Source organism: Pseudomonas sp. ADAK13 (assembly GCF_012935715.1).
Taxonomy (GTDB): domain Bacteria; phylum Pseudomonadota; class Gammaproteobacteria; order Pseudomonadales; family Pseudomonadaceae; genus Aquipseudomonas.
In genome coordinates this window covers 475,481-494,646 of record NZ_CP052860.1, presented here as the reverse complement: position 1 = coordinate 494,646, position 19,166 = coordinate 475,481, and the positions used below count along the sequence as shown (strand labels likewise).

At 58.6% G+C, this 19,166-nt stretch carries 17 protein-coding genes; 5 read left to right on the top strand and 12 right to left on the bottom strand.

Annotation, left to right across the window (positions count from 1 at the left end):
- Nucleotides 1-4 precede the first annotated feature (4 nt).
- From HKK54_RS02340 to argH, 6 genes are all read right to left on the bottom strand, one after another.
- Nucleotides 5-955, bottom strand: coding sequence for a hypothetical protein (locus HKK54_RS02340; protein WP_169386049.1), 951 nt, complete (start codon nt 953-955; stop codon nt 5-7).
- A 66-nt stretch (nt 956-1,021) separates the two neighbouring features.
- On the bottom strand, nt 1,022-2,191 hold the full coding sequence (locus HKK54_RS02335; RefSeq protein ID WP_169386048.1) for an MFS transporter: 1,170 nt from the start codon (nt 2,189-2,191) through the stop codon (nt 1,022-1,024).
- 176 nt (nt 2,192-2,367) lie between these two features.
- Nucleotides 2,368-3,189, bottom strand: coding sequence for an ABC transporter substrate-binding protein (locus HKK54_RS02330; protein ID WP_169386047.1), 822 nt, complete (start codon nt 3,187-3,189; stop codon nt 2,368-2,370).
- A gap of 25 nt (nt 3,190-3,214) precedes the next feature.
- Nucleotides 3,215-3,979 (bottom strand): amino acid ABC transporter ATP-binding protein, encoded by a 765-nt coding sequence (locus HKK54_RS02325; RefSeq protein WP_003211502.1) that lies wholly within the window; start codon nt 3,977-3,979, stop codon nt 3,215-3,217.
- Nucleotides 3,980-4,003: 24 nt separating this feature from the next.
- Nucleotides 4,004-4,882, bottom strand: a complete 879-nt coding sequence (locus HKK54_RS02320; protein WP_003211504.1) for an amino acid ABC transporter permease — start codon at nt 4,880-4,882, stop codon at nt 4,004-4,006.
- A gap of 120 nt (nt 4,883-5,002) precedes the next feature.
- Entirely contained in the window at nt 5,003-6,430 is a 1,428-nt protein-coding gene (gene argH, locus HKK54_RS02315; RefSeq protein ID WP_169386046.1) for an argininosuccinate lyase, read from the bottom strand.
- A gap of 262 nt (nt 6,431-6,692) precedes the next feature.
- Between argH and HKK54_RS02310 the strand changes: the two genes are divergently transcribed.
- Entirely contained in the window at nt 6,693-7,652 is a 960-nt protein-coding gene (locus HKK54_RS02310; protein WP_169386045.1) for a LysR family transcriptional regulator, read from the top strand.
- A gap of 329 nt (nt 7,653-7,981) precedes the next feature.
- Here the strand turns inward: HKK54_RS02310 and HKK54_RS02305 are convergent, their stop codons facing one another.
- The 6 genes from HKK54_RS02305 to HKK54_RS02280 form a co-directional block, all read right to left on the bottom strand.
- Complete coding sequence (locus HKK54_RS02305; protein ID WP_169386044.1) at nt 7,982-8,626, bottom strand: HAD-IB family hydrolase; 645 nt, start codon at nt 8,624-8,626, stop codon at nt 7,982-7,984.
- A 73-nt stretch (nt 8,627-8,699) separates the two neighbouring features.
- On the bottom strand, nt 8,700-9,413 hold the full coding sequence (locus HKK54_RS02300) for an HNH endonuclease (RefSeq protein ID WP_169386043.1): 714 nt from the start codon (nt 9,411-9,413) through the stop codon (nt 8,700-8,702).
- A 145-nt stretch (nt 9,414-9,558) separates the two neighbouring features.
- Nucleotides 9,559-10,809, bottom strand: a complete 1,251-nt coding sequence (locus HKK54_RS02295) for a ribonucleotide-diphosphate reductase subunit beta (RefSeq protein WP_023659243.1) — start codon at nt 10,807-10,809, stop codon at nt 9,559-9,561.
- Nucleotides 10,810-11,225: 416 nt separating this feature from the next.
- Nucleotides 11,226-12,479: a DUF1479 domain-containing protein gene (locus HKK54_RS02290; RefSeq protein WP_169386042.1), complete on the bottom strand. Its 1,254-nt coding sequence runs from the start codon at nt 12,477-12,479 to the stop codon at nt 11,226-11,228.
- 128 nt (nt 12,480-12,607) lie between these two features.
- Entirely contained in the window at nt 12,608-13,471 is an 864-nt protein-coding gene (locus HKK54_RS02285; protein WP_169386041.1) for a helix-turn-helix domain-containing protein, read from the bottom strand.
- Between the two features lie 145 nt (nt 13,472-13,616).
- Complete coding sequence (locus tag HKK54_RS02280; protein ID WP_010165605.1) at nt 13,617-13,886, bottom strand: DUF2790 domain-containing protein; 270 nt, start codon at nt 13,884-13,886, stop codon at nt 13,617-13,619.
- 394 nt (nt 13,887-14,280) lie between these two features.
- Here HKK54_RS02280 and acs point away from each other — a divergent pair, with 394 nt between their 5' ends.
- From acs to HKK54_RS02260, 4 genes are all read left to right on the top strand, one after another.
- Nucleotides 14,281-16,236, top strand: a complete 1,956-nt coding sequence (gene acs / locus HKK54_RS02275) for an acetate--CoA ligase (protein ID WP_169386040.1) — start codon at nt 14,281-14,283, stop codon at nt 16,234-16,236.
- Nucleotides 16,237-16,903: 667 nt separating this feature from the next.
- Complete coding sequence (locus HKK54_RS02270; protein WP_010165608.1) at nt 16,904-17,689, top strand: ABC transporter substrate-binding protein; 786 nt, start codon at nt 16,904-16,906, stop codon at nt 17,687-17,689.
- A gap of 91 nt (nt 17,690-17,780) precedes the next feature.
- Nucleotides 17,781-18,470 carry an ABC transporter permease gene (locus tag HKK54_RS02265; protein WP_003214341.1) on the top strand — a complete coding sequence of 230 codons (690 nt, stop codon included), beginning with the start codon at nt 17,781-17,783 and terminating at the stop codon, nt 18,468-18,470.
- On the top strand, nt 18,467-19,165 hold the full coding sequence (locus HKK54_RS02260; RefSeq protein ID WP_010165618.1) for an ABC transporter permease: 699 nt from the start codon (nt 18,467-18,469) through the stop codon (nt 19,163-19,165). Before HKK54_RS02265 ends, HKK54_RS02260 begins: the two co-directional genes overlap by 4 nt.
- Nucleotide 19,166 lies beyond the last annotated feature (1 nt).

The following is a 19,166-nucleotide window of genomic DNA, read 5'->3' as shown; positions in this document are numbered from 1 at the left end:
CGCATTATCGTTCTTCCAACCCCGGCGCCTCGCGAATAATCAGGTGGTCCAGGTTCTCGATATTGGCACTGAACACGCCGAACGTTTGCTCGGGATTCCTCTTGCTCGGTACCTGTTTCAGCTCCGGCGTCACCCCGTAGAAGAAGCAATACAACGCCCGCTCACTGTCCACCGCCGCCTTGATCTGTTCCAGGAACGCTTTGCGCTTGCGGTAGTTCTCGATCAGTTTTTTGCTCAGGTAAACGTTGATGGAGTAGGGCTTCTTGTCGAGCCAGGCCTTCTTTTCGAAGTCGATGCGAAAGCTGCTGGTGTAGTCCTTGATCGCCTTGATCTTGCCCCAGTAGATCAGGCCTTTGTTGTCTTGCAGGTATTCGATCTTCTTGAAAAACGTCCAATAGGTCGCGGTGTGATCGCCGATCTTCAAGGGCATGCTTTTAAGCTTGTCCTTGTCGCCGATATTGGACACATAGCATTCCACCGGGTGGGCGAAGACGCTGGTTTTGTCCGGGGTGGTGTCGCTTGAGCTGTAAGACACGGCGCTGCGGGTTGTGGGCGTTTTCGGTGGTGCTTGTGGGGTGCCGCCTTCGGCACCGATCACCGTTGTCTTGCGTTCGTACTGGCGTCGCGTCAGGACAAATTCCGACGGGAAGTTTTCCTCCGGCCCATCCTCAGCTTCACCTTTTCCGGCGTGGCGGCTGGCGTAGCGGCAACCGTCGATATGCCGGGTGCTGGGGATATTTTTGAAATGCGGTGTGCGCAGGTAATTGACGTTTTTCGCGTTGAACGTGCCCAGCACATTGCTTGCCGCAAATGCCGCCCGGCATTCATCGTTGGGGCACAGGAAGCTGTCCTTGTCGGAATCGAAGGCGGCGGTTTCGTCGAAATTCAGGTCGCGCACGTCATAGATCGACAGCTTGTCGTCGAGACTCAGGCTGTAGGCCGTGTCGAATTTCATGGGGGGCTCGGGTCCGTGAGATATTTCGCTATTAATAGCGGGATATCGCGCAAATATCAGCAGAAATCACGTACGCACCGTCACCCGCCGGCCACTCAAGAAGCACAAGGTGCCACCTACCGCCGTCAGCCCGCTCAGTACATAGAACATCGAGGCGGGCGAGGCATTGATTAGCAGATAGCCGCAGATCACCGGGCTCAATGCGCCGCCAAATGCCGCCAGGTTCTGCGCACCGTAATAGCTCCCGCGCAGGGCGTCGGGGGCGATGGTGTCGATAAACAGGAACTCGGACGGGTAGATGATCATCTCCCCCAAGGTGAACACAAACATCGCGACACACCACGACACCAGGCCGTCCGCCATGCTGAAGCCGATCAGCCCCGCAATGAACAGCGAGGTGCCGAGCACGATCCAGTAGCGCAGCTGTTCACGCTTTAGGAACCGGCCAATCTGGTACTGCATCAGAATTACCGTGATGGCGTTGCACGCCAGCACCGCGGAGAGAATTTTCAGCGCGCTCTCCGGCTTGTAGGCCACCAGCAGAAACTGCGACAGATACAGGGTGTAGCGCCCGTGGACAATGGTGCTCAACAGGCTGCCACTGGTGAACAGGATCAAGGTGCGATCACTGCGCAACGTCCTCAGGGTGCTGAGAAAACTTAAGGGTTTATTACTGTCGTCGCGCTGGGTCGGCGGGATGCCGATCATCAGGAACAGGCTGCCAAAGGCAATCGCGCTGGCGATCAGGAACGGCGCCAAGGGCATCTGGCCCGCAATCACCACGCCGAGCATCGGGCCGGTGGCGTAGCCGACATTGGTCAGGGTGTAGCGCAGGGAAAACACCTTGGCGCGCTGGCCCACCGGCAGGTTCTCGCTGATGATCGCCTTGGAGCCAATCAGGAACAGCGCCGAAGCGGCTTCGGTGATCACCAGGGTCAGGGTAGTCAGGTACAGGTTGCTGGCAAAGGTCAGCAACAAAAAACCGATGGAGCTGGAGAGCATTGCCAGGATCAGCAGCTTGCGCTTTTCCAGGCGGTCGATGATGTAGCCGCCGTAGAGGCCCAGCAGGGTGGCGATGAACACGGCGATGCCCATCAGCAAGCCGATGTCTTGCTGGTTGAGGCCCAGGCGGGTGCTGAGCAACAGCGCGAGTAGCGGACTGGTCATGGCGCGGCTGACGACGATGGTCACCGAGCAGATCATCAGGCGGCGGATTACCAGGGAGTAGGTGGCCACGGTGGTGCGGATGTCCTTGTCATAAATGCGTAGTCAAGCCGAGCATGGTTCTACAGATCAATGAAGATCAAATGTGGGAGCTGGCTTGCCTGCGATGGCGGTGGGTCAGCTTGTATATTCGTCGCCTGACTCACCGCCATCGCGGGCAAGCCCGGCTCCCACAGGGTTACGCGGTGTTACTGGCCGGCATTGATGCTGATTTTTTCCACCGCACCCTGCTCCAGGTCCCACTTCTTCAGGATCTTGCCGTACGTACCGTCATCAATCATGCCCTGCAGTGTTTCGCTGATGGCCGTGACCAATTCGGTATTGCTCTTCTCAATCCCCAACCCGGTGAACTGCTTGGAAATCGCCAGGCCCACCGGCTTGTACTTACCCTTGTCCAGCGACATCAGGTAAGGAATGGTTTCACTGCCCTGCATCGCCGCATCCAGACGGTTCTGCTGCAACTGCGCCCGGGCATCCGCCGAGCCTTCAGTGCCAATCACCACGATCGCTGGCTTACCGGCTTTTTCGCAGTTTTCCTTGCTCCACGCGGCAATTTCCGACGGCCAGGTGGTACGTCGGCTGGTGCCGACTTTCTTACCGCACAGGTCGGTCAATTCCTTGAGGTCTTCACGCTTGGCCAGGGTGTAGAACTGCGGGCCGCTGGTGAAGTAGTCGATAAAGGTCACCGCCTTCTGGCGCTCGGCCGTGTCGCTCATGCCCGACAGCACGATGTCCACGCGCTTGGTGGTCAGGCCGCTGAGCATCTGTTCGAAGCCGGTTTCCTGCCACTTGATCTTCACCCCCAGACGTTCGGCCAGGGCGTTGCCCAGGTCAAAATCCAGGCCGGTGAGTTTGTTGGTGGCGGTGTCCTTGAAATCCATCGGCGGGTAGTTCGGCACGATGGCCGCGCTGATCTCACCCTTGTCCTTGATCGCTGCCGGCAATGCCGCCAAAACCGAAGTGGAGGCCATCAGGCCTACGAGCAAACTTGGAAGAAACAGATTTTTCATGGGGGCGTTCTCGTTAGTTTTTTAGTTAAGTGCGAACGGCAGAGATAAAGCTTTGGGTACGCGGGTTTTGTGGGCTTATTAGAATTTCTTCAGGGCTGCCGGCTTCCACAATCTGGCCGGCATCCATAAACACCATGCGGTTGGACACTTCGCGGGCGAAGCCCAATTCATGGGTGACCACAATCATGGTCATGCCGGTGGTGGCCAAATCGCGCATCACCGACAGCACTTCTCCTACCAGCTCCGGGTCGAGGGCTGACGTGGGTTCGTCAAACAACATCAGCTTGGGGCGCATCGCCAACGCGCGGGCAATCGCCACACGCTGTTGCTGGCCGCCGGACAATTCCACCGGGTAGGCATTGCGCTTGTCCGCCAGGCCAACCCGGGCCAGCAACTCCAGCGCGTCCTCGGTGGCTTCCTTGGGTGAGCGCTTGAGCACCTGGCACGGGCCTTCGATGATGTTCTGCAACACGGTCATGTGCGGGAACAAATTGAAGCGCTGAAACACCATGCCGGTGGCCAGGCGCTGACGGGCGATCTGCGATTCATTCAACTCATGCAGCTTGTTGCCGACGACCCGGTAACCCACCAGTTCGCCGTCGACCCACAGGCCGCCCTTGTCAATTTTCTCCAGCTGATTGACGCAGCGCAGCAGGGTACTTTTGCCGGAACCGGACGGGCCGATGATGCACAGCACTTCGCCTTGCTCGACTTCCAGGTTGATGTCCTGCAACGCGTGATACTGGTCGTAATACTTGTTCAGGTTCACGGCCTTGACGATGCTTCTCATGGGGCAAATCTCCTCAGTCAGCGCTTACGAACGCTTGCCGGCGCCGCGGGCAAAACGACGCTCAAGGCGGCTCTGACCGAATGAAAGAACAGTCACCACCGCCAGGTACCAGATGCCGGCAACAATCAGCAGCTCCATGACCCGGGCGTTGGCGTAGTAGATGTTTTGCGCGTTGTGCAGCAGCTCCGAGTACTGGATCACACTCGCCAGGCTGGTCATTTTCACCATGCTGATGAACTCGTTGCCTACAGGCGGAATGATCACCCGCATCGCCTGGGGAAGAATCACCCTACGCAGCGCTTGAAGGCTCGGCATACCGATGGACTTGGCAGCTTCGTACTGGCCGGTGTCCACCGACAACAGGCCGGCGCGCACTACTTCGGCGGTGTAGGCACCCTGGTTGATGCTCAGGCCGAGGAGGGCGGCCACGAATGGCGTCATCAGGTCCACGGTGTCGATGCTGAACAGCCCGGGAATCGCGATCACCGGGAAAATCAGCGCCAGGTTGAACCACAACAGCAGTTGCAGAATCAGCGGCGTGCCACGAAACAGCCAGGTGTAGGTGATGGCCACGTAACGCAGGATCGGGTTGGCCGACATGCGCATGATGGCGGTGATCACCCCGATCACCACGCCCAGCGCCATGGCCAGGATCGACATGATGATGGTGTTCACCAGGCCCCAGATAATCGCCTCGGACGTGAGGAACTGACCGATGTAGGACCATTCGATCTGACCATTGGCGAATGCCCGCAGCAAGGCGGCCAGGGCGATCACGATCAACGTAGCGAAAAACATCCGCCCGTAATAGCGACGGGGCACGTGCTCGTACTGGGTGATATCGAACTGGTTCTCGGTCTGCTGGCGCTCGGCTTGCAAGCGCTCTGCCGGGGTTTGTTTCATGGTGACTCTCCAAAACAACGATCTAACTGGATACCAACATCCCTGTAGGAGCCCGGCTTGCCGGCGATTGCGGTTTCAAGAACGCCATCGCCGGCAAGCCGGGCTCCTACAAGGTGGGCGCTAAATTCGAAAGCCGGTGTAACGCTCTGCCCACTTCTGTTGCGCAGCCAACGCCACCTTCAACCGCCCAATCTGCTCCCTTACCCGCTCCGGCGCCGTGCCACCCCAACCACTGCGCGCCGCAATCGCCGCTTCCAGGGTCAGGCACTCACGCACTTCCGGCGTCAGCCGCGTATCCACCTCCGCCAACAACGCCGGTGAGGCTTCCCACAATTCAATCTCATGCTTCTCACAGGCCTGTACCAAGGCGCCAGTAATCTCATGCGCCTCCTTGAACGGCACACCACGGGTGGCCAACCAATCCGCCACCTCAGTCGCCAGGGTGAAACCCATCGGCGCCTGACGCCGCAGCTCTTCCACCTGCACCTTCATCGTCGCAACCATCCCGGCCATCGCCGGCAGCACCAGCAGCAACGTATCCACACTGTCCAACACGCTGTGCTTGTCTTCACTCAAATCACGGTTATACGACAGCGGCAGCGACTTGAGCGTGGACATCAACCCGGTCAGGTTGCCAATCAACCGCCCAGCCTTACCCCGCGCCAGTTCGGCAATGTCCGGGTTCTTCTTCTGCGGCATGATCGAGCTACCGGTGGCGTAGGCATCGTCCAACTGCACCCAGCGAAACTGCCGCGACGACCACAGGCAAAACTCCTCCGACAGCCGCGAAATATTCACCCCGAGCATGCCCGCCACAAACAGAAACTCCGCCACATGGTCACGACTGGCTACAGCGTCGATAGAGTTTTCGCACGGCCCGGTGTAACCCATCTCCTTGGCTGAATGCTCCGGCTGACGAGCAATCGCCGAACCTGCCATTGCTGCTGCACCCAACGGCGACAACGCCGTACGCGCATCCCAGTCCACCAAACGCTGCACATCCCGCAGCATCGATTGCGCGTGAGCCAGCAAGTGATGGGCGAACACGATCGGTTGCGCCTGCTGCAAATGGGTGAAGCCCGGGCAGATACTCTCGATATGCTGCTCGGCCTGGTCCACCAGCGCCTGCTGCAAACCCAGCACCTCGGTGGTGATGGTGCGCGCGTGGTCCCGCAGGAACAGGCGCAAATCGTTGGCGGTCTGGTCGTTACGCGAACGCCCGGCGCGCAGCTTGCCGCCCAGGGCGCCCAAACGCTCGGTCAACACCCGCTCGATGAAGGTGTGCACATCCTCGTCATCCAGCGTCGGGTGCAGGCGGCCAGCGGCAAAGTCCTCACCGATCCGGTCCAGCGCTTCCAGGGTGCGCAAGGTTTCCGACTCATCCAGCAACCCGGCGCGCTGCAACTCACGGGCATGGGCCCGGGAGCCGGCCAGGTCGTAGGGCGTCAGGCGAAAATAGCGCTCGGGGCAACGCGACAGCGCGGCCAAAGCAGCGGATGGGCCGGACTTGAAACGAGCACCCCAGAGGCGATCGGTGGGCTGAGACATGGTGTTCCTCACGCTTGTTTTTAGAAGTGACAAGCCCGGTGGACGAGGCTTGGCCTTATGGATTCGGAGGGCAGTAGCAAAACGAAAAGTCCTGATCGAAGTGTCAGGTTTTTATGGGCGTTAAATCAGCCGGTAAAAGCCGTTCAACCCGCTATATTCAAGGTTGCCAAGGGCGGTTAAGTATGTTCATTATTGCCGCCCGGCGATGTTCATGGAGTAGGTCAAAGCCTGTTGAATATGGCACTTGAGGTCAACACGTATTATGGAAACCCCACTTTCCAATTCTGGAAACATACCGCCAAAACCCGGCACAAGACCGCCCCTGCAACTCAGCGGCCTGGACTTCAAATTGCTGCGGGTGTTCAAGGCCGTGGTCGAAGCGGGCGGCTTCAGCGCGGCGCAGAATGAGCTGAATGTGGGCCTGGCGGCGATCAGCAAGCAGATTTCCGACCTGGAAATCCGCATCGGCATGCGCCTGTGTACGCGGGGGCGGGAAGGGTTTGGCCTGACCGAAGAAGGCAAATTAGTCTATCAAGCGTCCATAGAGCTATTTGCCTCGGTGGACAGTTTCAGAGACAAGCTTAGTTCGGCGCAGAATGAACTGATTGGCGACCTTAGTGTGGGCGTTATTGATAACACCGTATCGGATGTTAATTCACCGCTGATTAAAGCGCTGGGAAAACTACATACAGAATCGCCAAAAATAAGATTACGCCTACATGCCTCGCAACTGGATGAAGTTGAACGAGGCGTGGTGGAAGGGCGGCTGATTGTCGGCATCGTGCCGGTGTACCAGCGCCGGGAAGAATTCGATTATTTCCCGCTCTACGAAGAAAAGTCCCACGCGTACTGCGCCGTCGGGCATCCGCTGTTCGAAGCGAGCAACATCAACGCAGATGTGTTGCGCCAGCATGAAGTGGTCAATCATCGGTACGCGATCCACAGCGACAAGGCCAACTTCGTCAGCTACGACAGCCAGTCCGCGTCGGCCTCACAAGTTGAAGCCGTGGCCATCCTCATCCTCACCGGCCGCTTCCTGGGCTTCCTCCCGGAACACTACGCCACACCGCTGGTGAAAGAAGGGCGCCTGCGCGTGTTATGCCCGGAGCAGATCCACCTGAGCACCCCGTTCAACGTCATCCTCAAGCACAACACCCCGCGCAGCCCACTGGTAAAAGCCTTCGCAACGGCACTGGGTGTGGATCTCAAAGCGCCCATCTAGTGAATTCACACCACCCTTAGAACCTACAGAGATCCCCTGTGGGAGCTGTCGAGCTTTAGCGAGGCTGCGATGGCATCACCGCGGTCTACCCGCAGACCATATCCACCCGCATCACCTCTCTGTGGGTTGTTATCGTTTTCGACACGCACGGTGGATTTATTATTAAATTTAAGCGCTCACTAGCGCTTTCGTGACCGCAGGAAACGGCTGATAGGCACCAGGGAGGTTGAAGAAGGCCTATCGGCAACTGAATTCTGTGGGAGCTGTCGAGCCCCAGCGAGGCTGCGATGGGATCAACTCGGTCTACCCGCAGACCCCATCCACCCGCATCACCGCTGCAACCTGGCCCGCTTTTTCTTCGCATGAAAATGCCGAAAATGCGCATCCTGCGCCGCCGCCAACAACTCCCGATCCCCGCGCGTATCACCCCAGGCCCTGAGCCGATACTCCCCCAGATCCCCATAAACCGCCTCAAGCCGAAGCACCTTATTCTCACACCGGCAATTATTCCCCGTGAGCTTGCCGGTCAACACCCCGTCAACCACCTCAAGCTCAGTGCCAATCAACCTGATCCCAAGCCGATCCGCAAACGGCTGCAACACCAACGCCGGCGACGCCGAACACAACGTCACCACCGCTCCGGACTTCACCTCATCGGCCACCGATTGCAGCCCGGTTGGGCGCATCAACTTGTTCCAATACGCCTGGCAGTATTCCTCAGCTTTCTGCTGAACCCACGCCTTATCCACGCCGGTCATAAAGGTGCGGATCAACTGCGCCTTGAGCTCATCACGGCTGATGACGCGCAACAGGAATTGCGCGCCAGGCACCGCCAGCTTCACCATCCTGCGGATGAACTCACCTTTACCAAAGGCGAACTTCAGGAACGGCACGAAACTGTCGTGGTGGGTCAGGGTGCCGTCGAAGTCAAAGACGGAAAGTACTTTGGCATCCAAGGGGCCGGATTCGAGCATGTCTGGGTTCACGGGCGGGTCTCGGTCCTATCTACTATTTTTTGGAAGGTGCATCTGCTCTGACAGCAAGAGTTTACTCCGGTATCAATCTGTTGATTTTGGAGTAAAGCCCTTTGGTGAAAACATCCCGGTCGCTCGACCGGTGACACCGCTGATGGCAATTGGGGCACAAGGCTACAGCATTGGTGATGCGATCCGAACCCTTCTGGGCGAGGTGCTTGACGTGATGTACTTCAAGAAATGGCTGGCCGTCGACTTCGAAAGGCGCGTTCGAGCCGCAGCCTTCGCAGATGCCATTGGCTTCTTTCAGTACCCAGGCGCGTAATTTGGGATCGCGAACATAAGCGGTACCGACAACGGACACTTTCTGTGGCTTCGCAATTCCTTCCGGCACCTTATCGATTGGCCGCTGCAGTAGCTTGGAGGCTCGGCGGACGAGGGTTTGCTCATCTGCAGTTTGGGCTGTTTCATCTGATTCAAATATACGAAAGGCGGTGAGAACTTTGCGAATCTGTTGTTCTACTCCCGAGCCCACGTTCTTTGCAGGTTTGTATCCCTTGATCCGGTCCAGGCCCATTTGGACCAGAACCGCAGAAATATTCTGCATACGAAATTCGATAGAGCCTTCTGTGCGGCCTGCGATTGGTCCCTGACGTAGCAAGCGGTTCTCATAGGCTTTGTTAAAACGTTGGCCGCTTTTTTCCCAGGCCAACATTTTCAAGTAAGCCTCTACCGCTGCGGCTAACTCCGCGTCGTCCCAGTCCGTTTTATCTTTTGTGATATCCATGCAGTCGCCAAAGGTAGAAAACCTTCGGACGATACTGAGTGGCCACTAACGCGTCCACGAAATTTCCTACCTGCCTGTCGGATTTGGCCTTCTGCAAATACAAAAAAGCCCTGATCAAGTCAGGGCTTTTTAGTTAGCTTAGGAATCAATCCCAGCTCAGCGCACCACCAGTCTGGTACTCGATCACACGGGTCTCGAAGAAGTTCTTCTCTTTCTTCAAGTCCATGATCTCGCTCATCCAAGGGAACGGATTCGTCGTCCCTGGATACTCTTCCTTCAACCCAATCTGCGACAAACGACGATTCGCGATGAACTTGAGGTAGTCCTCCATCATCGCCGCATTCATGCCGAGTACACCGCGTGGCATGGTGTCACGCGCGTATTCAATCTCCAGCTGAGTCCCTTGCAGGATCATCTGGGTCGCTTCTTCCTTCATCTCGGCATCCCACAGGTGCGGGTTTTCGATTTTGATCTGGTTGATCACATCGATACCGAAGTTCAGGTGCATCGACTCATCGCGCAGGATGTACTGGAACTGCTCGGCCACGCCGGTCATTTTGTTGCGACGGCCCATGGACAGGATCTGGGTGAAGCCGCAGTAGAAGAAGATGCCTTCCAGGACGCAGTAGTAGGCGACCAGGTTACGCAGCAGCTCTTTGTCGGTCTCGACGGTGCCGGTTTCGAACTTCGGATCGGAGATCGAGCGGGTGTACTTCAAGCCCCAGGCGGCCTTTTTGGCGACCGACGGAATCTCGTGGTACATGTTGAAGATCTCGCCTTCATCCATGGCCAACGATTCGATGCAGTACTGGTAGGCGTGGGTGTGGATCGCTTCTTCGAAGGCCTGGCGCAGGATGTACTGGCGGCACTCCGGGTTGGTGATCAGGCGGTACACGGCCAGGACCAGGTTGTTCGCGACCAACGAATCCGCAGTGGAGAAGAAGCCGAGGTTCCGCATGACGATGCGACGCTCGTCGTCGGTCAGGCCTTCGGGGTTTTTCCACAGGGCGATGTCGGCGGTCATGTTGACCTCTTGCGGCATCCAGTGGTTGGCGCAGCCGTCGAGGTATTTCTGCCAGGCCCAGTCGTACTTGAACGGCACGAGTTGGTTGAGGTCGGCGCGGCAGTTGATCATGCGCTTTTCGTCAACGGCGACGCGGGCGGCGGAGCCTTCGAGCTCAGCGAGGCCTTCGGCGACGTCGAGTTTGTCGAGGGCGGCCTTGGCGCGCACGATGGCGGCGGAGTCAGCGGCGGTGACGGCGCGGGCTTCGATGGCGGCAGCAGCGCCGGCACCGTCGAGGCGGTCCATGTTGGCTTCGGTGGCGTGGCCGGCGTTGGCGCCTTTGGCAACTACTTCGCCGTCTTCTTCTTTGTCGAACTCGTCCCAGCTCAGCATGACGTGTCGTCTCCTGCGTGAGGGCTCTAAGGTGCCCGTGTGAAACCGGATGGTTGGGTGTTCACACGGCCCAAAGGCCGCGGTGGATCTTAAGGAATCGTTTGTTGCAGCTAGCGCACGCATTAAACGGAATCAGGGTTACGGGTGTTCTGCTTGAGGCTTGAGGGGCGGAGCAGTGCTTGCGAGCTCCAGCGGGGGCCTCAGGTCTGGCTCTTCATCCCAGTGTAAAGGGATATTGCAGGCCCGATTTACCCGCGCATTATAGGGAAAAATTCGGCTTTGTGTTGCGGCGGATGGTCTCGGTGAGCGGCCAAAATGGTGGTGTTTGCAGCCAAGGTCCGGGTTTACAAGGCTTTGCCTGGCTTGGAATTTTTTGACGGGCGGTAGGCGTTTGTTTCGATGCGCCGGAGCGGTGTTTATTCCAGCCCCAGCCCTTTACGGCCGAGGGCATTCAGTTGTGGTGCCATAAAGCGGTCTTTCCAGTCTTTCTCGTAGTCCTCCCGGGCAAAGTCATCCGGCGAAACCCCTTGCTCGAACGCCCGGAGCACATCCTTGGCGTACCGCTGGTTTTTCGGGCACATGGGCGCGGCGGGCACGTACATTACGTTGCCCCAACCCTGCTGGTTTTCGACTGGGGCGACGCTGTGGATCACGTCGCAGTGCCACCACACTGAATCGCCGGCCTGCACATCCGGAATCGGGGTCATGCCCTGGACCAGCAGCGGGTGCCATTTCTCTGAAATCGGCAGCACTTTGCCCGGTGCAACACCGCACAGCTCATCTTCGGGGACGTCGTCCAGCAACGGCCGCAGCAGCAGGTAGGCCATGGCCTTGGGGCTCGGCAAGGTATGCAGCACGCCCTGGTCGGCCTGCATGTCGCACAGCGCGGTCCAGCCCTGGAAGGTACGGAAGGCCGAGCATTTCACCGTGTCCTTGTAGGCGTATTCATCGACTTCGGTGCGATGTGCGGCGTCCCAGGGGTCGTACGCCTTGAAGTCGTTGCGGTAGATCTTGTCGAACACCTTGAGGTAGGCGGGGTGCAGCCAGCGTTCCAGCGCGCCGGAATCGGTGTGCGGGCCAAGCCCTTTGGAGGTGGTGCCGGGTGGGCGGCGGCGCACGCGGTCGGGGTACAGCGCGTTGACGTCCGGGTCGAACCATTGCCGGCCCTGGGAGTTGATGGTCCACAGGCGGTTGAGGAATGACTGTGCGGCGCCCATGCGTTCGTGTTGGCGCACCTGCATCTGGGCGTCGGACCAATAAATGGGGAATATTTCCGGGCGTGAGGCTTCGAGGTTGCCGAAGAAGTTGTCGGCCGGGCCGCGGTACACCTCGTCGAAATGGTTGTGGTCGAGGTAGTCCAGCAGGCTTTTGTCCCACCCGAGCACCTGCTGGCGGGGGAAGTGGTTGCGGATCACCAGGCAGCCCCGGCGTTTGATGAGGGCTCGTTGTTCTTCGGTGACCCGGCCGTTGGCGATGGTCTCAAAGTCGAGCTCGGGCCAGGCGGTCGTAGCCCTGATCGAGGCGATTTCACCGCAGATAAACTCGCTGACCTCGGCAAACAGCGCGGGCACATCGCCGATTTGCGCGCGCAATGCCTTTTTCATCGCGACGATGCTGCGCTTGTAGTCGTCCGGTAGCTCGGCACATTCGAAGGCGTGGTAGTTGCTCATGGGGTGACCTGTATTGTTGTTGTGCATACAGGTATGGAATCACTCCGGCCTGCTCGGGCGGCAGCCTGATTTGGAGCGTTGAGCAGTACGATTCTGGCGTTTGTTGTAAGGCGTGTAGAAGAATCCGCTTATTGAAAGTGATGGCCGTGCTGAACCCGAAATTGTGAAGGCGTCATGCCCTTGTGCGCCTTGAACTGCCGATTGAACAACGCCTGGGAGGCATAGCCCACCTGTTCGGAAATCGCGCTGACCGCCAGGTTGCCCTGCATCAACAGCGCGCAGGCGTGTCCGATACGCAGCCGAACGATGTAGTCCAGCGCCGTGCAGCGTGTGTGTTTGCGGAACATTCGGTGGAAGGCGGAGACGCTGACGCAGGCCATTTGCGCCAATTCGGGAATGCCTACAGGTTGCGCATAGTGGCCGTGCAAGTGGTCCAGGACGCGGCGGATGCGTGCGTCTTCCGTGATGTGAGGCGTCGCAACTTCTATCGCAATAGGCTGCGCGGCGATGTCCCGGGACAATGTGTTGAGCACGGTGAGCAACGAGATCAGCCGCTGGGAGGCGTCTTGCTCGACCATGGCTTCGATCACCGGCCGCAGTGCCCGGGACGTGGCGTCACTGAAGCTCAGTGCCTGCCGCGCTGCAGCCAACAGTGCGCGCGTCGATACCATCTCCGGAAACAGCTGCACCAGCGACTCTGCCCAAGCCTCCGAAAACCAGATAACCAGGGCAATGTGCGGTGTGGCGGGGTCGATCAGCTCGGCGGAGGACCAGCTGTGGGGCACGTTCGGGCCCACCAGCACCAGGTCGCCATCATCGTACAGCGCCACATCGTTGCTGATATAGCGGTGCCCGCGGCTGTTGAGGGTGAGGGTCAGTTCGTATTCGGGATGGTGGTGCCATTCAAACGGAATCGCCTCCGGTAGACGCCTGTTCAGCAGGGTCCAGGAGGTGTTCGCCTCGGTTGGGATTTTTTCGAAACTGGCTCGCATGAATGCATCCTGCCGTGCAGGTGAGGTGGCGGCGCCACAATCGTAGCATTCGATTCAAGCGGTGGGGGGGAGAAGCCGGCTCTTTGCCGCAAGAACGATTTCTTGCGGCGAATAAGATCTGAGTCAATGGCAACTAACGAAGTTATCAGCCGTTAGAGCAACCGTTACCCATGACCTGATATTGAAGAATATGACGCTGACCTTGTGAGTCTTCATATTCCATTTTTACCGGTACAACTTCGCATACATCCGGAACATTGCTCATCGACAAAACTTTGGCGACATCCAAGTGGGTGCTGTAAGTGTAATCCTCAACAATCGGAGTGCTCTGGCTGGCTACGTCAGTCGGGGCTTCGTCGGCCAGGGCGGCGGTGGCGCACAAGCTGCTAAGGGCCATAACTAATAACGCTTTCATTTTACTATTTACCTTTTGGCGGTCGAAAGGGGTCACGGGGCCCTTCTGAGGCCACGTGTGTAACTTAATTGGGAAGTTCGGATTAACGTTGCCTTCGTGGGGGCTGTTACGTTGTTAATCACAGTGCCTTGATGGCGTGGTTGATTTTAGGCGCACGGGTTTAATTCATATACCCGTGCTTTTGATAAACACTATTGGTGGTTTTTGTAACAATCCCGAGATGAAGGTTTTTTCAGAAACCTGCAAAGCGCCACAGGCCGCGGGCCAGAGCGCCGCCGGGGTATAGGTGGGCAATTTGTAGGGGCTTGTTACTACCATCGTCGAATGGTTCTATAGGCCCGGCCCGGCTACAACAGGGCCATACAACAACAACTATGTCACCGAGGTAAGAAAGATGAGTGCGGCTTCTCTGTACCCCGTTCGCCCCGAAGTAGCAGCCAACACGCTGACCGATGAGGCGACCTACAAGGCCATGTACCAGCAGTCGGTGGTCAACCCCGACGGTTTCTGGCGCGAGCAAGCCAAGCGCCTTGACTGGATCAAGCCTTTCACCACGGTGAAGCAGACCTCCTTCGACGATCACCATGTCGACATCAAGTGGTTTGCCGACGGCACCCTCAACGTTTCCTACAACTGTCTGGACCGTCATCTCGCCGAGCGTGGCGACCAGCCCGCAATCATCTGGGAAGGCGACGACCCTGCCGAAAGCCGCACCATCACCTACCGCGAGCTGCATGAAGAAGTCTGCAAGTTCGCCAACGCCCTGCGCGGCCAGGATGTGCACCGCGGCGACGTGGTGACTATCTATATGCCGATGATTCCCGAAGCTGCGGTCGCCATGCTGGCCTGTGCCCGGATCGGTGCGATTCACTCGGTGGTGTTTGGCGGGTTCTCGCCAGAAGCCCTGGCCGGTCGGATCATCGACTGCAAATCCAAGGTGGTGATCACCGCCGACGAAGGCATCCGTGCCGGCAAGAAAATTTCCCTGAAGGCCAACGTCGACGACGCCCTGACCAACCCGGAAACCAGCAGCATCCAGAAAGTCATCGTGTGCAAGCGCACCGGCGGCAACATCAAGTGGAACCAGCATCGCGACATCTGGTACGAAGACCTGATGAAAGTGGCGGGCACCGTGTGCGCGCCGAAAGAGATGGGCGCCGAAGAAGCACTGTTCATCCTTTACACCTCGGGTTCCACCGGCAAGCCGAAGGGCGTGCAGCACACCACCGGCGGCTACCTGTTGTATGCAGCCCTGACCCACGAGCGCGTGTTCGACTACCGCCCGGGCGAAATCTACTGGTGCACCGCCGACGTCGGCTGGGTCACCGGCCACACCTATATCGTCTATGGCCCACTGGCCAACGGCGCGACCACGCTGATGTTCGAAGGCGTGCCGAACTACCCGGACATCACCCGGGTGGCGAAGATCGTCGACAAGCACCAGGTCAACATCCTCTACACCGCACCGACCGCGATCCGCGCCATGATGGCGTCCGGCAAGGCCGCCGTGGAAGGCGCCGATGGCAGCAGCTTGCGCCTGTTGGGTTCGGTGGGTGAGCCGATTAACCCGGAAGCGTGGGACTGGTACTACAAGAACGTCGGCCAATCCCGCTGCCCGATCGTCGACACCTGGTGGCAAACCGAAACCGGCGGCAACATGATGAGCCCGTTGCCGGGCGCCCATGCGCTCAAGCCGGGTTCGGCGGCACGGCCGTTCTTTGGCGTGGTGCCGGCACTGGTGGACAACCTGGGTAACCTGATCGAAGGCGTGGCCGAGGGCAACCTGGTGATTCTCGATTCGTGGCCGGGCCAGGCACGTACGCTGTATGGCGACCATGACCGGTTTGTGGACACCTACTTCAAGACCTTCCGTGGCATGTACTTCACCGGTGACGGTGCACGCCGTGACGAGGATGGCTACTACTGGATCACCGGCCGGGTGGACGACGTGCTTAACGTGTCTGGCCACCGCATGGGGACCGCCGAGATTGAAAGCGCGATGGTTGCCCACCCGAAAGTCGCGGAAGCGGCGGTGGTGGGTGTGCCGCACGACATCAAAGGCCAGGGCATCTATGTGTATGTGACGCTGAAAAACGGCGAAGAGCCGAATGAAGCGCTGCGTCTGGAGCTGAAAAACTGGGTGCGTAAAGAGATCGGGCCGATTGCTTCACCGGATGTGATCCAGTGGGCGCCGGGCTTGCCGAAGACCCGTTCGGGGAAAATCATGCGCCGGATCCTGCGCAAGATTGCGACGGCTGAGTACGACGGGTTGGGGGATATCTCCACCCTGGCGGACCCGAGTGTGGTGGCGCATTTGATCGAGACGCACAAGACCATGAACGTCGCGTAAGGCGGGGTTGTAGGGCAGAGCCCCATTCGGTGTGAGCCGGATGGGGCTTTTTTGTGAGGAGCGGCAAATGCCACTGCCAAGACCGCATTAATGTGGGAGCTGGCTTGCCTGCGATGGCGGCGTATCAGACCCCACTGTGTTGGCTGGCCCACCGCCATCGCAGGCAAGCCAGCTCCCATAGTGGATCGCGTTTCAACTCCCACACCAATAAATATCGGTTTTCATTGTAGGAAGTTTCTGAATGTTACCGAATCCCGTAAATGTGTAACCCCGCGCCCAAACATGAGGCAAAGTGCTACGCCCGTGCCCCGAAAACCCGCGTTTTAGACGCCCTGAAAAATTAGATCAAACGCTACACTTGCCGTGCTAGAAGGGTTTGCGAATAATAGGCCCGCAATTTGCAGCGTTAACAGGTTTAATATCTTTTGCCTCTGCATAAAATCCAGAGGCTGTCAATGTGCTGGAACCGCTTTCTCGGTGCTTCTGTAAATTGTTGTCGCATTGAGGAAATATCGGCTTCCGGCCTGTCGTTAGAATGCCGATCACTCGCTCGTCGTCGCCGATGTTGAACTGGCGCAGGACGCAGCAACGCTATTCGGTTTCACTCAGTCGCATCGTGGGCTCTGGCTCATACTGCTGTTTTGCCCTATACCGATGGAGTCCCAAGATGAAGAAACTCGTGCTGTTGGGCGCCCTGGCGCTGTCCGTGCTGTCCATGCAGGCTTTCGCCGAAGGCAAGCCCCTGAAGATTGGTATTGAAGCGGCTTACCCTCCGTTTGCCTCCAAGGCACCGGACGGCAGCATCGTCGGTTTTGACTACGACATCGGCAACGCCCTGTGCGAAGAGATGAAGGTCAAGTGCACCTGGGTCGAGCAGGAATTCGACGGCCTGATCCCGGCGCTGAAAGTGCGCAAGATCGACGCCATCCTGTCCTCGATGTCCATCACTGAAGATCGCAAGAAGTCCGTGGACTTCACCAACCGTTACTACCTGACCCCGGCGCGCCTGGTGTTGAAGGAAGGTACCGTTGTCAGCGACAGCCTGGATGAGCTGAAAGGCAAGAAGATCGGCGTACAGCGCGGTTCGATCCACGACCGTTTCGCCAAGGAAGTCCTGGCTCCGAAAGGCGCCACCGTGGTGCCTTACAGCTCGCAGAACGAAATCTACCTGGACGTAGAAGCCGGTCGTCTCGACGGCACCGTGGCCGACGCCACCCTGTTGCAGGAAGGTTTCCTCGACACGCCAGCCGGTAAAGGCTACGCGTTCATCGGCCCGGCCTTCACCGACGCCAAATACTTCGGCGACGGCATCGGCATCGCCGTGCGTAAAGGCGACAAGGAAAACCTGGACCGCATCAACGCTGCTATCGCCGCGATCCGTGCCAACGGCAAATACAAGGCAATCCAGGACAAGTACTTCAACTTCGACATTTACGGCCCAGAAGCCAAGTAAACCGTCGCAGCTGTCTGTCCAGAATGGCGCAAGCAACAGGGTCTCTGAAGTTTGCGCCATTTTTTCATCCCCCTTTTCGAGGACCTGAATCATGTTGAAAGGCTACGGGGCTGTCATCCTCGATGGCGCATGGTTGACGCTTCAGCTCGCCTTGTCGTCCATGGCCCTGGCCATTGTTCTGGGTCTGATCGGGGTCGCGTTACGCCTGTCGCCGGTGCGCTGGTTGGCCTGGCTGGGCGACCTGTACTCCACGGTGATCCGCGGGATCCCCGACCTGGTGCTGATCCTGCTGATTTTCTACGGCGGTCAGGACCTGCTTAACCGCGTTGCGCCGCTGCTCGGCTACAACGACTACATTGACTTGAACCCCTTGGCCGCCGGCATCGGCACCCTGGGTTTCATCTTTGGCGCCTATCTCTCGGAAACCTTCCGTGGCGCCTTCATGGCCATTCCCAAGGGCCAGGCCGAAGCCGGCCTTGCTTATGGCATGAGCCCCTTCCAGGTGTTTTTCCGGGTGATGGTGCCGCAGATGATTCGGCTGGCGATCCCCGGGTTTACCAACAACTGGCTGGTACTGACCAAGGCCACCGCACTGATTTCGGTGGTGGGCCTGCAAGACATGATGTTCAAGGCCAAGCAGGCGGCAGACGCCACCCGCGAACCTTTTACCTTCTTCCTCGCAGTGGCGGCGATGTACCTGGTGATCACCAGCGTGTCGTTGCTGGCCCTGCGTCATCTTGAGAAGCGCTACTCGGTAGGCGTAAAGGCGGCTGATCTATGATCTTCGACTACAACGTCATCTGGGAGGCCATGCCGCTGTACCTCGGCGGCTTGCTGACCACCCTGAAACTGCTGGCCATTTCGCTGTTCTTCGGCTTGCTCGCGGCCTTGCCCCTGGGCCTGATGCGCGTGTCCAAGCAACCAATCGTCAACGGCGTGGCCTGGCTGTACACCTACGTGATTCGTGGCACGCCGATGCTGGTGCAGCTGTTCTTGATCTACTACGGCCTGGCCCAGTTTGAAGCGGTGCGTGAAAGCTTCCTGTGGCCGCTGCTGTCCAGCGCGACCTTCTGCGCGTGCCTGGCGTTCGCCGTAAACACCAGCGCCTACACCGCCGAAATCATCGCCGGCAGCCTCAAGGCCACGCCCCATGGCGAGATCGAAGCGGCCAAGGCGATGGGCATGTCGCGCTACAAGCTGTACCGCCGGATCCTGCTGCCATCGGCCCTGCGCCGCGCGCTGCCGCAATACAGCAACGAAGTGATAATGATGCTCCAGACCACCAGCCTGGCCTCCATCGTCACCCTGATCGACATCACCGGTGCCGCGCGCACGGTGAACGCCCAGTACTACTTGCCGTTCGAAGCCTATATCACCGCCGGCGCGTTCTACCTGTGCCTGACCTTCATCCTGGTGCGCCTGTTCAAGTTGGCCGAAGGCCGCTGGCTGAGCTACCTGGCTCCACGGAAGCATTGAT